The following is a 15,904-nucleotide window of genomic DNA, read 5'->3' as shown; positions in this document are numbered from 1 at the left end:
ATGTCCGAAGCATTCATGAACCACGGTCGCGCGGCACGGTTCGCCCTGGCCTGTCTTGTCGCCGCGATGTGTCTTTTCTGGGGGGCGGGGGCTTTCGGCCATGATCTCGAATCGCTGCGCTCCCTGCAGAAAAAAGAGCTGGACGCCATCGAGGCCAAATATTCCGAAAAAGCCCGGCAGGTGGCGGGCAATCCGGACGGCACGGTCAATGTCGAGAGCGAGGCCTACCGCAAGGTGGAGGCGGAGTACAAACAGCAGATGGAGAAGGCCCGGGGGAAATACGCCAAGTACGACCCGAGGCTCCCGGAACTCAAACGGATCCAGAAGGATTACGACGGGCTCATCGAGAATTCCGGCTCGGGCGCCACGGAGACCGATGCCAAGACCGTCCCCGCTTCGAAGGCCGACGTGAAGACGAAGGATCTCAAGCCGCCCAAGGACGTGCGCGCTGACCTGGACCTCACGGCCAAGACCGATGAAGCGGCGAAAAAGCTCGTGGATGAATGGCGCAAGAACGGGGATTACACCATCACCTACGATCCGAAGACGGGAAAATACGTCAGCAAGATCCATGACGCCACCATCTGGGAGCCAGCCACGCCCGAGCGGCAGAAGGCGCGGCAGGCCGACGCCGACGCCTTCGTCACCCCCGGCGGCAAGAAGGCCGTGGGCGTGACGGGTCCCGAGGCCATGACCGACCCCCTGGGCTATGCCCTCGACAACAAGCAGAAGTTTCAACACGCCCGCGAGGTCAAGGACATGAAGACCATGGGCAAAAGCCTCAGCAAGGCCGCCGAAAACGTGGGGCACGCCTCGCCGGTCAGCCGTCAGGCGGACGCCTTGCGCAACTACAAGAGTCCGAGCGAGGTGGGCATCACCCGACTTGGCGAGTCCAAGGAAGTGCAGGAGCAAAAGCTCAAGGACTGGACGAACAAGGCCGAAGCCGATTTAGAGGTAGCCGAGCACAAGGCGCAGCAGCGAAGCGAAGAGCTCCAGGAAGCACGGCGCAACATGGCCGAAAAAGTGGAGAAGACAGCCAAGGGCAATGCCGACCAGAACTGGAAGGATCAGCTTGGCGACGAGCCGGGCCAGAGTAAGAAGAGCAAGGGCGGCGGGACCGACGACACGGCTGAGCAGGTCAAGAAAAGGGCGGACTACATCGACGAGGCCAACGCCGAGGCGAAAAAACGAGTGCAGGGGGCGGACGGTCAGCCGCCAAAGTCTGACGCGGCAGGCAAGGGGACCGCTGACGCCGATGGTTCGACGGCCAAGGGCGATGCCGACCCTGCCGCGAAATCCGTCACGGACGTTGATGGCGATGCCGGGGCGAAGAAAACGACCTCCGCCGATTCCGACGCGACAGGCAAGGGGACCGCTGACGCCGATGGTTCGACGGCCAAGGGTGATGCCGACCCTGCCGCGAAACCCGCCACGGACGTTGATGGCGATGCCGGGCCGAAGAAGACGGCCTCCGCCGATCCCGCTGCCACCGGCAAGGGGACTGCTGACGCCGATGGTTTGACGGCCAAGGGCGATGCCGACCCTGCCGCGAAATCCGTCACGGACGTTGACGGCGATGCCGGGTCGAAGAAGGCGGCCTCCGCCGATTCAGAGGCAAGCGCCGGACGCACAAAGGGCGGCGATGCGGACATGCAGGCGAAGAGCAGGCGTCCCGTCACGGATGTGGACACGCCCGCCACGCCCGGAGTTCCCAAGGGCGACGGCATTGCCCAGAAGGGCATGAACGCCGCCGACAAGGCGGACATGATCATCCAGACCATCGAAATCGGCACCACCGTCGTCGAGGGCATCAAGGAGGGCGACGCCGCCAAGGCCGCGTCACCCATCCTCGGTCAGGATACGTCCGAACGGGCCAGAATGAAGAATGCCTACGAGTGGGCTGAGCTTGAGGGCAAGGCTCTGGATGCCAAAGATCAGGAAGTGGCAGCCGAGCTTGAGGCCAAACTGCGTCGCATGGGCGCCACGCAAGCCGAGGCCCGGGAGGCCAGGAACAGGTACGAGAGGGGCGACCGGCTCGGTTTTCACGAGAACGTGGCCCGTATCAAGGAAAAGGGAATCAAGGACGATGGCCAGCGCGCCTTGGATGCCGGTGGGGCGCTGCAGGAGGAGGACGGCGCGAAGGAGCGCCTCAAGGAGGGAGCAAGGCAGACCGGCAAATACGTCGACGGCTTTTACGGCGGCATCGTGGAAAAGACCGAGAACGCGATGGCCCAGCGCAAAGCCTTGGGAGCCGAGCAGGATCGGACCCAGAGCGGCATCCAGGACGATGTGGACAATCAGGTGGTCAAGAAGATGATGCGCATGGGCGTGCCGTACGAGGAGGCGCGTCGGGCCGTGGATCTGAAGCGGTCGGGGGATTCGTCGGAGTTCAACGGCATCGCGCAGCGTCTGAAGCAGGCTGGAGTCGTGGACCCGGAGACAGGAACGTCCGGCCTGGACGCCACTGGCCGCACGGATTCCTACGAAGCCGGCGACTACTGGAAGGAGATCAGGAACAACGCGTGGGAGATGGTGGAGAACAAGGGCAAGACCGTGCTGAGGCCCCTGGACATGGTTTATGAATGGTATGAGGAGAACAATCTGGAGAAGATGCGCAATAACGAGCGCGCGGCCAAGTTCTATCAGGTTCTGCGCGGCAACGGCGTGCCCAAGGACGAAGCCCTGGAGGCCGCCCGGGCCTTCGCCGAGGACGAGAATTCCGACAAGGTCCGCGAAGTTTACCTCAAGTATGTGGCGGGCAGGAAGGGCGGCAAGGCCCCGGTCAAGGAGGTCGCCGTCAAGCACAAGAGCCTGGTGGAGTACCTGAAGAGTCTCAACCACAAGAAGATGGAGAATGTCTTCGAGCACTTGGGTGTCGCCCCATCCCAGGAGTTCCTGAATTGCCTGTGCCGCTCGGCGGGTTACGGAAGCCCCGGCACCGCACAGATCTACCACCCCGATACCATTGGCGATTACAACCCCAAGTACAGCTGCAACAAGCCGGGCGACCCGTGTGTCGTCTCAGGCTTCGGTTGCATGCGCTACCCGCTGCCATCGGATTCCGGCATCTGGGAAACGTGTTTGGCGGCCAATCGCATGAACATGGAAAAGGGCGACGACGGCAAGGTCGTGCCCGACTCGGGCCAGCGCATCGACGATGTGCTTATGGAAAAGATCCGCGATCGCAATCGCGGCAAGACGGCGGCCGCGCAGTAGCCGACCGGGCGGCTTGCATGCGTCCTTCGACGCGGTCGAAGACATTGGCGAAGTGAGGAAGAGGGCAAGAAACGTCGTGCTATTTCATGTCCCGTTCGTACAGGGGCTGCCCGACACGGTCGATGTGCTCGCGCAACCCGGAATGATCGAGATCGGCGTAGAGGGACAGGTCGATGAGCCAGGGCAGGAGCAGGTCGTCGAGGTCGGACATGATGCCCAAAAGGTGGTTGTGGGTCAGCTTTTCGCCGACCAGGGTCAGGTCGATGTCCGAGCCGGGCTTGAACGTGCCCATGGCGCGGGAACCGTAAAGAATCGCCTTTTCGACCTCAGGATACAGGGCCAGTACAGACTTGATTTCGAGTATGGCCTCTTCGGGCAGTCCGAAACGCATCAGGCGGTTTCCTCGTTCATGGCGGCTTTGAGGCGGGTCGATAGGGCCTGGAAAGCGGGATAGTAACGTGTCAGCACGTTGCCCGCGATGCGGTTTGCCACTTCCAGATGGTAGGTGCGGGAACTCAGGTTGCGGTCCTTGATCATGTCCATCCAGGTCTGGCCATCCTCGATCAGTTCGTTCTTGAACGCCGTGCGAGTGGCGTCGCGTGAGCCGATAAGCCCGGTGATACCCTTGTGTTCAAGAAAGTCCTTGAGGGTGTTCCAAGCCAGTTCGTGCGTGAATTCAAATCCATGGATTAGCCCCAACTCCTCCAGATCGCTCAAAGGGCGCTGGCTGGCGAGGTGCGCCGCATGTTCCAGAGTGGATAGCGCCCGGACGAAGTTGTCGAAGCGTTGCTTCCAGCGGATGTCAGGATTCATGCATTTTTTGGTCTGTTGGTTCAACGTTTGTCGCCGTGCAAGGTTGCGCGAAACATTTCATGATCGTGCGACAAAACGCGGAAAAAGGAAACAGGCAGCGAGAGGGATTATCTTCAGCAATCGTGCCTCAAGGTCGTCCGTCTCGGTCAAGCCGGGCCAGGTTGGGGCAGCTTGACCGGTAGGCCGGGTCGGCGTCGAAGCGTTGCCAGGCCTGCGGAGCCACGGCGGTGTTGTCGTCGGCAGCGGAGGGTTCGATGGGGCGGATGTGGTCCGGGAAAAGGCTGTAGAGCCCCTTTTTGGAGTCCACCAACTGGCCGTCCCAGGCCGGGCGGATTGCAAGGTCTAGGCGCTTCATGGGGGCGGGGTCGAACTCAAGGCCGCATTCTTCCGCCCGCTCCATCATCCAGGTCAGGGCGATGTCCGAGAGGCCGGTATCCCGGTAGCCCCCGCCGATATTGGAATGCACGCCCGCAAACCAGACCTGCTCCAGTCGCTGGCAGTAGGACCCTTCCTGCTGTCTCCACACGCAGGGCTCGAACGCGCTGCGGCGCTCGTCGATGGCCAGGGCCTGAAAGGCGTTGTTGATGCGGCTGCTCAGTTCCACGTCGTGGAATTCGACGTTTAAGAGCTTGTTGAAGATGTCGAAGTTCCTGGACGGGATACCCAGCGCCCCCACCGTGTCCCACACACCGATGCAGTGCACGCGGACCTCGCGGGAATAGGTGCGGCGAAAGAGTTCGGACTCGATGGCCCGTGGGTGGGACTGCTTGTCGCGGCGGCGGTAGAGCCGGTAAGCGTCGTCCAGCTTGTGCAGGTAGTTCGTGCATAAGAGTCCCGAATTGCGCAGCAACCCGGACAGACTGCGCACAGTGTAGGCCCCACGGCTGAAGCCGAACAGAAAGATGTCGTCGCCGTCCTCGTACTGTTCCATCAGAAACCGGTACGCCTGCAGAATGACCCTCGAAATCCCCACCCCGGAAATCCCGCCCCGTATCCTGTCATACCACCGCGTGCCCACGCCGGACTCGTAATAAAGCAGCTGTCGCCGACCATCCCCCGCAAACGGCGCCACACACATGGCCAGCCTGGCCACATTGGTCGGCGAAACCACCCCTTCATCTTTCTGATCCGGAGTATTCCAGGTGCCGTCGGCACAGATGACGATGCGTTTGGACATGAGCTCTCCCTTAAAATTGAGTGAAATTGCTGGAGCCGGGGCGTATTGGCTGCGTCCTGCGTGCATGGATCGCGAAGAGTCTGCGAATGCGGCCATTGTTGCCGCAAATGACCTCCGCTTCCGCGCTTTGAGTCCACCCGGCGGATGCCGGGGAAGCGGACCGGAAGTTTCAGGCGATGATTTTTACGGAATTTATGTTGGCGATGGATGGGGACGAGTTATGAGATGTTTCGACAAATTTTTACTGGATGCTAAGCAGATGGGTTGAATCATGCGGTAGGTAAATGAGGGGTGTTTGTGAACGGTTCATTGCGTAGTCGAGTACTCTTGCACGATATTGTAGTACATGAGTGAGTCCTATGTATGACAATGGAAAATTAAGTTGCTTGCCTGTTTCATGTGATGTATGGCCTAAAAAATTTTATGATCATTGATCCCTTTGGAGGCAATGATGCGTGACCGAAAAGATCAGGATGGAATGGAAAAGAATGGCAACCAAGGTGAGTCGGCCTTTTCCGTCTGGCGCCTGGATGACAATAACAATGAGTTTCTGGTTCGGAGCGGGTTGACGGAAGAAGAGGCGCTGGCTTTGGTGCGAGAGTATGAGAGGAAGGGGCATAGGCAGGCGTATTGGGTGGAAAAGGAGAGCTGGGCGGCCGATTCTGTGAAATCCACTGCTTCCTGATGGTTGAAGACGATGAGTCAAAGGAAGGCACGACCCCTTTCTGGCGTCTTCGCGTTTGCAGTTCCCGTATTCGAAAAGTCATCCGTAGCATTATTTTCCTCGATGGGATGCAATTTTGTTCAGATGCGCTTGTGGGTTCCGCATAACCCTGACTTCAGTTAGAGGTATAAAGCTGACTTCATAGCCAAGCTGATGATAGTTGTTGGAGAAATATTCAATAATATTGAATAATTAGTGATATATGTACGAAATCAAAACTTGCTGCTGTAAATTCAATAATCAACGGGCTGCCATTTTGGCGAAGTCCGGATAATAACACTGTTATACATCATAGATTGGAGGGTATTTGTGTACTTTTATGCCATAGATGGGGATGACATTGGGGCGAAGCTCGAAAAGTTTGCCCTATTAGGTGATCTGAAATCAATACAAATGCTTTCGGAAGAGGTTTGCGAATCTTTGGTTCAGCTAAAAACTTACTTCGAAGAGAATTCAGCCACTATCGTTTTTTGTGGTGGCGACAGTCTATTGGCCTACTCTAAACACGAGATTGATCTAAATTTAGAGCGCCTATCACTTGGTGGTTTGACTTTTTCTGCAGGTATAGGAGCCAATTGTTGTGATGCGACATTAGCCCTTAAAAAGGCAAAAGGACTAGGGAAGAGGCGCATTGAGGTGATTTTGTGAAGGCAAAAATTATGGTTCAAAGTACAACGGTGGACACGTATGTTAATGTAATGTCTGCAATCTGTGAAGAGTATTCAGTAGAGCACATAATGCTTTCATTCGTTGATTCTGACCCAGATGAAAACTTTGTGTCAAATATTCAAAAGCGACTTGTCTCACTTCTTAGTAATTCTCGATATGCAAAAGCTACTAGAGTAAAGTTGGAGATCGAGCGTGCTAGCGAAAACTATGTGAGCGTTGTGGAGGGATGGGATGTGGTGGACGTGACAGCAGTAAGCAAAGAATTAGCAATTAATTTCTCTGCGGCCGCCATTGGTATTCGGCGTGTACATGTTTGCCAACTAAATTGGTTGAAACGCTTCAAAAAAGATGAAGACTGGATTTTGGTTGATGGTAACCACCGTTATTCAGATCTTATGAGTTCGGGAGCATTGTCTTCACTTTATAAGGAACATTTTCATAAGCGGCATGTGATCATCGCTTTTGGCATTCTATTTTCTGTGTTCTTGGTTGTATCTGTGTCTAAGATTTTTATCCCATCTTTTGTTGTACCGGAAGATCTTGTGAATTTATTCAGCCTTATGATTGGTGCGGCAGGTCTCTATCTGGCAATTATAAGCCTGAGAGTTAAAAATATATAACAAGGTGTTACACCGGATAAATCGGTGAACACTGCGTTGTGCTTAGAAAAAAATCATCGAAATACTAATAAGTAAGTGGATGCTAAAATGATTGAATTCGAAAGAATGTCAAAAGAGCAGTTTGTCGAACTTTATAAATCATTCCTTGGTTTTGTTACTCAAGCAGTATCGATTTCAATTTTAATTAATGGTGGTGCTTTAATAGCAACATTAACTTTTATTGGTGATATCGAAAAAAATATTTATTTGTCTATGTCAAAAAATCTAAAAATATCTGCAACATTTTTTATTATTGGTGTCGTTCTCGGTGGTATTTCTGCGATCCTGGGTTACATGACTCAATTTACATATTTTAAAGAGGAAGCGTTTAAAAAACGACCTTTCTTATTTAATGGTACAGTGCTTAGGGTAGTTTTGCTTTCTACTCTATTTCTCTCAATTTTAAGTTTTGCTGGCGGAGCTTGGTTAGGAATTATCGCTTTGCCAACTAAAATTTAAAGGTTTTATATTGATGCTTTTACGTATACGATCTGCCACTTTTGAAGATAAAGATTTTGTTATTAATTTAATGGTAGAGGCACTATCTCCATTTTATGGTGGCGACCATTATGCACATGCTATGAGAATTTTCAATGCTCATAACTCTGGTGGAATCGATAAAATTGGCTTTTTTTCGTTAAAGCAGGAAATGTTTATTGTAGAGCTAAATGGTAATAAAGCAGGTTTATTGCACCTCGTACTCAAGCGACAAAAAACATGTAAAATTAGCCCGTTAATCGTTCATAAAGATTTTAGAGGTAAAAATGGCATAGGAAATTTTTTGATCAAAACTGCTGAGCAATATGCTCAGAAAAATAATTGTAGACAATTATATTGTACTGTTGCTGAAAAAAATAGAAAGGCATTAGGTTTATTCTTGAAAAATAATTTTATTTTGGCAGGTAAAAGCGAAAATCATTACAAAGACGGTCATACAGAATATATGCTTTATAAAAGTTTTGAACATATATCTGGAGATGATGAATTTGATTTTGACCATATTTCAGTTTTGCCTCTTGATGACAAAAACAAAGAGCAAGTGAAGAGAATCCTTCTCGAAGAGTTGCCTAACGATTTTATTGGTATTAATGACGAATGGGTTGAAAAATTATTTGATGGTCATAATCGAAGAGATTCAAAAGATATTGATTCAAAATACAAGCTTATCTTTACAGCTACAGATAGTTACGGAAAAGTCCTTGGAGTTACAGGGGCTACCCCTAAGAAAGGGGAGCCAATAAAGCTCATGCCATTTGTGGCAAAAGATTCGTCTGCATTTTTTGCTCTATTGTTCGATGTACCAGGTTTATTGAGAGAATATGGCAGGAAAGTATATGTTCATATAGTACCAGACGCTGAACAAGTAAGATTTTTGGAACAAGCTGGTTGGCAGATGGATGGTGTAATGCCTGATGCATATCAAGTTGGTATAGCAACTCAACAATGGAGTAAGGAGTTTGAGAGGGATCGCTTTATGAGAATTATAAGACTAAAAAAGAATTTTTTAGAGTTTATAAAAAGAGGCAAAAAAACTTTAGAGGTTAGAGTTGGGTATGACAACATCAAAACAATAAAGAGTGGTGAATCTATAGTTTTTATGTCTCGTGACGAACGACTCGTTCGAACAGTAAAAGAAATAAGGATATATAAAACGTTTTCTGAAATGCTAAATCACGAAAACTACAAACTAATTGCTCCAAATTCAAATAATAGAGAAGAAACAGAAAAATTACTTTCAGATATATATCCTCCACATAAGGAAAGATTAGGAGTGTATGTTTTAGATCTCTCAGAGGAGTTTGGTTAATTTCTAAAAGTTAATATAAATTGCTCAACAAATCGTTCCAGCGGATTCGCAGAATTTCACCACTGAACTCCACGTTGAGCGTAGTAAGTTCGATATCGACCCAAGCGGACGTTTTTGATTACTATAAAGTAGAGAGTAATGGCCAAAGATAAAGAATCACATATGGAGATAATCTCACCATCTCAATTCATGAGGGGACTACGGCCTGAATATTATTCGGATACCCAAGACCGGATAGCCTACTTTCTGGACACTCCCACGTTAGAATACCATTTAAATTCTATTACCTCTCGCAATCAAACACATGACTTTGAAATCTTTTGCCGGAAACTCTGCGAACGGACGGTTTGTCCAAACTTACGCGCGCATACGGGGCCGGATGGCGGAGGCGATAGCAAGGCTGATACTGAAACATACCCCGTAGCTGAAGAAGTTGCGGCTTTGTTTTATGTTGGCGAGCTAAAGTCAGCACAGGAGCGATGGGCTTTTGCTTTTAGTGCTGAAAATAAATGGTCAGTAAAGGTTCGCAGTGATGTGAAAGGCATTGTTGAAACGGAGCGTGATTACAAAAGGATATTTTTTGTCACGAGCAGGTTTGCACGGGATAAGGTTCGTGCCCGTATCGAGGATGAGCTTTCAGAACAATTTGGTATTCCGGTTACAATTCACGATCGATCATGGATCGTAAAAGAGATCATAGAAAATGATCGTAAAGATATTGCCTACAATTACCTGAAAATCGGCGAAGCCAAAGATGATCCGCTAAGACTGGGGCCAACGGACTATTCACGGACAAAGCAACTGACAGAAATTGAAAAGTCCATTGATGACCCTGATGCCTTTGCAGGCATGGAACAACAGCGGGTTACAGAAGCCCTCTTGGCGGCAAAGCTCTCCCGGAATATGGAACGTCCACGCCACGAAACAGACGGAAGATTTCTCCGAGCTATCCGACTGGCAGAGGCAGACGGTACCTACCGGCAAAAGTTGGAAGCCAAATACGAACATATTTGGACGGCATTCTGGTGGTTTGATGATTTTCATTTTTTAAAGAGTTCATATGAAACCTTTGAAACGCTGGTGCTTAAATCCGATCATGCTTTGAATCTGGAATTTTTAAGCAATCTGCTTCAACTCTTCGTAAATTCCGTTATTCATGACCATATATCCCGCGATGAATGCAGGCTGGAGGAGCGCACAGGTAGGCTCAAGGACGCGTTAGGAAAGATAGCAACAGATAAAGATCGTCCCAACAATGCACTTGAAGCGCAAACCTCTCTCCTTATTATCCGGATGAACCAAGCTATGCTTGATAATAAACGCGAGGAATTGGCCAGCGTTTGGAGCGATTTTTCCGCAACCTTGGAAAAAGCAAGCGGACTTGGCGAGTATAAAGCTGACCGGTTGGTGCAAATGGTGGAAGTCGCCGGAAATGTGGCAGGGAATGATCCCGCTTACAACGATCTGGTAGAAAAAACGGCAAAATTTGTTTCCAAACGGAAAAGTGAAGCCGAAGGCGCTTTGATACTCCTTAAACGGGCACAGAAGCTGGATTTTGATAATAACTTTGAAATGATCCGCCTGCTTGGAAAAGCCGCTATAGGGCTGACAAAAAAGGAGTACACGGAACATCTCATCGAAGCCCTTCAACTGTTGATGCTTGCCTACCGGAGTGCTGGCCTGTTGTGGGCTGCGCGGGCAAGCTGTGCCTTTCTTGCCGCATCCCTTGTTATGGAAGGTGAAGAAGACAGTGCATTGCCGGTTAGCTTTGTTCCAACGATGAAAATCTGGGCGTGGATATCGCTGGAATTGTGTCACATTCCCGATTTCCTCTTTTCGATTCAATTATTAAACGGCGCTCTGGCCACTCTTCCATTGGCAGACGATTCGAAAGAAAAGGTCAGCGAAGATATTCGGAAATTTGATATGGCGCTGGGCAGCCTGTTACTGAATTTGACTGAACCTGATCTTCGTAATCTGGAGAATCTGCCGGATATCCTTGATGCTCTCGGATTATTTATGGCGCGGTCTGCGCTTCTTTATACTCTTGGCCATGCCGATGTTTTACGGGCCGACGGCAGCTTACCTGAGGATGAATCCGATGAAGATGCAAACCGCATTTTTTCAATGCTCGCAAGCCAGCCTGTTGCACATAATCTGCGCGCCTCTCTTGTCCTGAACACCGAAGAACCGCAGACTTTAAACACAACTATTCTGGGTATGACCGTTGAAATCCATGTTGAAGGCAGCACTCAATCCGTCCTTATTGCGGAAGCTGTTTTGGGTTCTTTGGAGGCCTTCTTTGCCACCGCGATTGAACAGCGCATTGTTCCTCATACAGAAAAATTACGGCTTAATGTGGTGGAATGCACTAAAGCACCCGAGCCATCTTTTGAAATGAGCGCCATGGATATAACCGGCACTATCACCTGGCCCATTAATCTTTCTCCCAGTAGCTTTGAAAATCAAAACGAGATTCATAAATTCTGGGCGAAAGTATCAGGCCACGTCCTTGCCGCATGCTGTATCATTGAAGATGCAGATAAATTTCTGAAAAATCTTTATACAGATGAGGCGGTACAGCACAGAATGACAATGGTGGCGCTAGCCTCTACCAGTTACCACAGGATAGCGACGCGCAGCATTTCCAGAATAGCAGACTGGCAAGACGCCATACAGAAATCTTACGAATTACATAGCGAACGCCCGGCGCTAAACCTTGTTCCACTTACAGAAGAAGATGATAAAATAGAATCTCAAAGTGACAGACCGCCGATGCCAAAAGATCACCGGGCATATAGCGTTAAATCTGTCATTGATATTCATGCTTGGAATCAAGCACAGTGGAGAGGAACAGCTTATGCTCAATTCAGCCCTTCCCAGCCGCCATGTATAGCGTTTCTTTTTGAAAATGAGGAAGGCGGAAGAAAAATTTTTGAGCGGTGGTTGGAACGGTTTGGTACACAGGATAAAAATGAAGAGATTTCTTTATCCATCATTCAGCGATTGCCGAAACAAAACGAGCATCACTATTGTGTTCTGCTAACCTCCAAATTGCCCGAAACGAGCAGCTTCAAATCAAATCAAGTGATGACAATGGCCAGTAGATCTCTAACTATGACGCCCGACAATGGTACTAATTTAGAAAGATTTCTTAATTCATACCGTCACTTTGGAGCATTCTACATATTGCCGGCCTTATTCGGAGATTCAGGGATCCCAGAATTGCTCTTTGATCTCGCCATATTGAAGCACAATCTTACTGTTAAACTAGCAGCAAATGTTGGAGAACATGACCTTGAATCAATGGCACTTCGCATTCGAGATTTTTCCTAGTTTTATGCGGCATTCTATGTCCGTTATTGGCCGAATTTGGACATAGCGAAGATGGTGCAGGAGGGGCAAGGGGTCAGGTCGTCCTTTAACGAATCTGTCCGAGCCCGATCCTCTCCCCCTTGAAACTCAGTTCCTCGCATATCCTTCACGAACGGCGTTTTCCATGCCGGCCAACTCGTCATCGGTCAGAAATCCGAAATGTGATTCCTTCCTTCTTGCTGAAAGACGACCATTGTTCTGCAGGCAGAGCTGGATGAAAAGATCGATGAGACGGTCTGGCATATCAACGATCTGCTGCATGGCCTGCTTGGTCTTGTCGTAATTCGCCAGAAAATCGAGTTCTTCCACGAGTTCGTGCTCGATGGTGATCTTGACGAAATCATACAACGCTTCCGCCTGCGCGGTCATGTCGATGTACCTGTACAGAGGCCCGGTCTCATCCGTCACGGTCATCTGGCCGAGATCGTCCAGGTTGTATTCGACCAGCCGCATCAGCGGGTTTGAGAACGCCTCCAGGGAGTGATCGTAAAGCTCCGGATTTTTCAGCATGGCGGCGGAGACCGGAAACATGAGCCCTTTCGGGATCTCGCCGCGCAGGCACAGGATATTGTGAATGAGAAACCGGTGAATACGGCCGTTGCCGTCCTCGAAGGGATGCATGAAGACGAATCCGTAGGAGATGGCGGCGGCATGGATGATGGCGGGGAGCGCGCCCTTCTTCATCACGTGATGGGCAGTGAGGAGTCCCTCCATCAGTTCCGGGAGGTCGGACGGTCTGGGACAGACATAGTGAACGACCTGCTTCTGATAGGAAACGGCTTGACCGACGTAGTTCTGGTTGGCCCGGTAGTCCGAGTCTTGAAAGCGGGGATCGACGATGCGGTTCTGCACGTCGATCAGGAGAGGCTTCTCGCAAAAGTCCTTGTGCTCGGCCATCTCCAGCAAGCCGATGAATTTCTCTGTCCGGGAGGGGCTTGGCTTGATGTGCTCGATCTCGAATGAGGACTTGGTCTCTTTGTTGTACAGGTAGGTGAGTGCCCGTCTGAGAAGCTCGGGTGGATAGGAGGCAGCGACCTCTTCGCACCGTTTGCGCAGGTCGATTCCTTCCATGGCGTCGAGCTTTTCGGTGCGCCGGATGATGGGGCAGAAATCTTTCCCCCCAAGCAGATTGTCGATGACTCTCTGGCGCTGCATGCGACGGCCGGGCGCTGCGGTGTAGTAACGGTCCGGTTCAAGCAGCGGGGTGTAATTTCCCTTGGTCAGATCCGGCAGAGGGAGTTCCCGTCCGGTCAGGAATTCATACAGGAACCAGATTTTGCGGGCGTATTTCCCGGTCGGTTTTGAATTGACCCAGGCCGCTATCTCTTCTGGCGGAACCACGTCGAAAAGGGCCGACAGGATGCCAAGATTGACGCCGTCGTACTTGAGGGCGAACTCCAGATGGCCTCCCGTCCCGTCTCCGGGCCAATAGGACTGGGGATAGACGGATTCCTCCCGCCCATCCTGAACAGTCGAGCGCAGCGTCCCCGTCGGGCTGACTGAGGACGTGTGCCAGTTCGGCAAAGCGCTCAAGCCGTATTGCTCTATCAGAAACGCATAGCCTGCTGGTCGGATCTGTGTCGTGCCCAATATCATCACACCTCAAAAAATCGTTACGGCTCTCAAAAAATGATTATAAAAACCGTATATTCTAAAAATATAGTTATTATTGCGGTAATTTTCAAGATAATTGTTTGAGATGCCTGGGGTGAGGTCAAAACGGGGGGAGTTCTCAAAAAATGAGTTTGTGTCTTAAAATATGATTACAAATTGGCATTATTCAAGAAAAACAGTTATCGAAGCCTGTCAAGGGCACGGGAGCTTCCTTTGACGCATCTTCGCTCATGAGCCCGTCAATCAAGACAAATCGTCAGAAATAGCAAACGAAAAGCGAAATCGTCACCCTTTCTACTCCCACGGATTGAGAATACCCAACGCGTCCGTCTTGAAGTCCGCCACATCGCGGGAAATGGGGTCGCATCTTGAATCTTGAATTTTCAAAAATCCAAACAACTCATCCAATTTAATAAACCTGATCATGCGTCCCAATATCGATCAGGAAAGAGGGCTGGTCTTCTTTTGACAAAGCTATGCCAGCGAGGCGAGCTTTCGAGATCACATGCCAGTGTAAAATTGACTGAACGCGTCGCTTCGGTTCATGCGCCGCCGCAGATTAGGGCGTGGCAATCCTTGGGAGTCAGAACCCGGATTCCCCAGTGGTTGCCCGAAAAGAAATCGAAATGGGCGGTGTTTCCGGTGATGATGTAGCTTGCCTGTCCTGCGACGGCCGCCTCGGCGAAGGGGAGGTCGAAGGGATCAGGCGCGGTGGCCGCAAGCGGGCCAATCGGGCCGGGCAGGACATGCAGGCCCCAGCGGTCCAGATAGTCGATCAGGTCGTCTCTCTCGTGCTCGGAAATTGCGCTGGCGAACTTCGGGCGTGACAGTACTTCCCGGTATTCCATGAGGATGCGGTCGTCGTGGACGCAGTGGAACCGTCCGGAATAGACAAGGTCGATGATGCGCGCCGGATAGGAATACACGCCAAGCAAACCAGAAACCAGCACGTTGGTGTCGATGACAACGCGTACGCTCATTCTGCGTCGGACCGGCCGCGTTTCGCCCTCACGTCCGAAATCTCCGCATCGATCTCCGTCTCGGGCATTTTATCCAGACCGGACTGCGCCGCCTTTCGTCGCACGGCGGAAAGCGCCATCTGCGCCCTGATGCGGCGTGCCAGGAGGAGGACTTCCTCGATGTCGTTGCTGTCGTGGACTGGTAGCAAGACGGCATATGGCTTGCCCCGGCTCGTCATGACGACTTCCTGGTCGGCGAGTGCTTCTCGGATTTTGCCCGGTTCGTTGCGGAACTCGCGATCGGTGAATAATCTCATGCTGGCATCCTCTGCTTGGCTACAATATGGCTACATATTCGCTACAAGTATGAACCGGGACAATGCGTGTCAAGTGAAGAAATGGGCCACGTTTCGCTTCTACTGCCACGGATTGAGAATACCCAGCGCGTCCGCCTTGAAGTCCGCCACATGGGAAACTGGGATCAGATCTGATCTTGAATCATGAATTTATTGGATATAGACGCAAATTTTGGTCTCAATAATCTGATCCACTCTTGAATATGAAAAAAACAACAAGCCATCCGACAACGGGTGGTTTTGTTGTTTTCAGTGTACGCAAAGGAGCACTTTCAGTCGTTCCGCAACTTTTTTGTAGCTTCCTTCGCAGAATAAGCTCCGGTTCGGAGCGGTGCTACATGATGCTGTCGTCAACGATTGCCAATTTCCTTCGCCTTCATCTCATTGAAACAGATGTTAATCTCGCGGTTTAGCGTTTCATGATTGCTCCTGAGAAGGAACACGGCAACCAGAAGAACGAGAAAAATGCTGACAATTATTATTAATGTTATCATTCACTCTATGTAACCCATCTGAGAGAATAAGCAATCTTATG

General features: G+C 50.7%; 13 protein-coding genes. 7 read left to right on the top strand and 6 right to left on the bottom strand.

Annotation, left to right across the window (positions count from 1 at the left end; all coding sequences use genetic code 11):
- A complete protein-coding gene (locus tag DBAC_RS08305; RefSeq protein ID WP_015773840.1) occupies positions 1-3,216 on the top strand; it encodes a hypothetical protein in 3,216 nt (1,071 codons plus the stop codon).
- Positions 3,217-3,295: 79 nt separating this feature from the next.
- On the opposite strand, the gene DBAC_RS08300 is transcribed toward DBAC_RS08305, so the two are convergent.
- The 3 genes from DBAC_RS08300 to DBAC_RS08290 form a co-directional block, all read right to left on the bottom strand.
- Positions 3,296-3,607: a nucleotidyltransferase domain-containing protein gene (locus DBAC_RS08300; RefSeq protein WP_015773839.1), complete on the bottom strand. Its 312-nt coding sequence runs from the start codon at positions 3,605-3,607 to the stop codon at positions 3,296-3,298.
- Positions 3,607-4,029 (bottom strand): nucleotidyltransferase substrate binding protein, encoded by a 423-nt coding sequence (locus tag DBAC_RS08295; protein ID WP_015773838.1) that lies wholly within the window; start codon positions 4,027-4,029, stop codon positions 3,607-3,609. Before DBAC_RS08295 ends, DBAC_RS08300 begins: the two co-directional genes overlap by 1 nt.
- Positions 4,030-4,156: 127 nt before the next feature.
- Entirely contained in the window at positions 4,157-5,206 is a 1,050-nt protein-coding gene (locus DBAC_RS08290; RefSeq protein ID WP_015773837.1) for a T6SS phospholipase effector Tle1-like catalytic domain-containing protein, read from the bottom strand.
- 448 nt (positions 5,207-5,654) lie between these two features.
- Between DBAC_RS08290 and DBAC_RS08285 the strand changes: the two genes are divergently transcribed.
- The 6 genes from DBAC_RS08285 to DBAC_RS08260 all read left to right on the top strand — a co-directional run bounded on the left by DBAC_RS08285 (position 5,655) and on the right by DBAC_RS08260 (position 12,401).
- On the top strand, positions 5,655-5,891 hold the full coding sequence (locus DBAC_RS08285) for a hypothetical protein (RefSeq protein ID WP_218915602.1): 237 nt from the start codon (positions 5,655-5,657) through the stop codon (positions 5,889-5,891).
- Positions 5,892-6,239: 348 nt separating this feature from the next.
- Complete coding sequence (locus tag DBAC_RS08280) at positions 6,240-6,578, top strand: mCpol domain-containing protein (RefSeq protein WP_015773835.1); 339 nt, start codon at positions 6,240-6,242, stop codon at positions 6,576-6,578.
- The gene (locus tag DBAC_RS08275; protein WP_143890856.1) at positions 6,575-7,219 is read left to right on the top strand and encodes a hypothetical protein; all 645 of its coding nucleotides are present in this window, start codon (positions 6,575-6,577) and stop codon (positions 7,217-7,219) included. The genes DBAC_RS08280 and DBAC_RS08275 overlap by 4 nt, the downstream gene beginning before the upstream one ends.
- 87 nt (positions 7,220-7,306) lie before the next feature.
- Positions 7,307-7,717 (top strand): hypothetical protein, encoded by a 411-nt coding sequence (locus tag DBAC_RS08270; RefSeq protein ID WP_015773833.1) that lies wholly within the window; start codon positions 7,307-7,309, stop codon positions 7,715-7,717.
- Between the two features lie 13 nt (positions 7,718-7,730).
- Entirely contained in the window at positions 7,731-9,065 is a 1,335-nt protein-coding gene (locus tag DBAC_RS18385) for a GNAT family N-acetyltransferase (protein ID WP_015773832.1), read from the top strand.
- Between the two features lie 138 nt (positions 9,066-9,203).
- A complete protein-coding gene (locus DBAC_RS08260; protein ID WP_015773831.1) occupies positions 9,204-12,401 on the top strand; it encodes a hypothetical protein in 3,198 nt (1,065 codons plus the stop codon).
- Between the two features lie 126 nt (positions 12,402-12,527).
- Here DBAC_RS08260 and DBAC_RS08255 read toward each other — a convergent pair whose 3' ends face one another.
- The 3 genes from DBAC_RS08255 to DBAC_RS08245 all read right to left on the bottom strand — a co-directional run bounded on the left by DBAC_RS08255 (position 12,528) and on the right by DBAC_RS08245 (position 15,330).
- The gene (locus DBAC_RS08255) at positions 12,528-13,973 is read right to left on the bottom strand and encodes a Fic family protein (RefSeq protein ID WP_228644951.1); all 1,446 of its coding nucleotides are present in this window, start codon (positions 13,971-13,973) and stop codon (positions 12,528-12,530) included.
- Positions 13,974-14,596: 623 nt separating this feature from the next.
- Positions 14,597-15,034: a putative toxin-antitoxin system toxin component, PIN family gene (locus DBAC_RS08250; RefSeq protein ID WP_015773829.1), complete on the bottom strand. Its 438-nt coding sequence runs from the start codon at positions 15,032-15,034 to the stop codon at positions 14,597-14,599.
- Entirely contained in the window at positions 15,031-15,330 is a 300-nt protein-coding gene (locus DBAC_RS08245; RefSeq protein WP_015773828.1) for a type II toxin-antitoxin system Phd/YefM family antitoxin, read from the bottom strand. Before DBAC_RS08245 ends, DBAC_RS08250 begins: the two co-directional genes overlap by 4 nt.
- Between the last annotated feature and the right edge of the window lie 574 nt (positions 15,331-15,904).

Source organism: Desulfomicrobium baculatum DSM 4028, from assembly GCF_000023225.1.
GTDB classification, from domain to species: Bacteria; Desulfobacterota; Desulfovibrionia; order Desulfovibrionales; family Desulfomicrobiaceae; genus Desulfomicrobium; species Desulfomicrobium baculatum.
The sequence above is the reverse complement of the archived record's forward strand: the minus strand, read 5'-3'. Positions and strand labels throughout refer to the sequence as shown.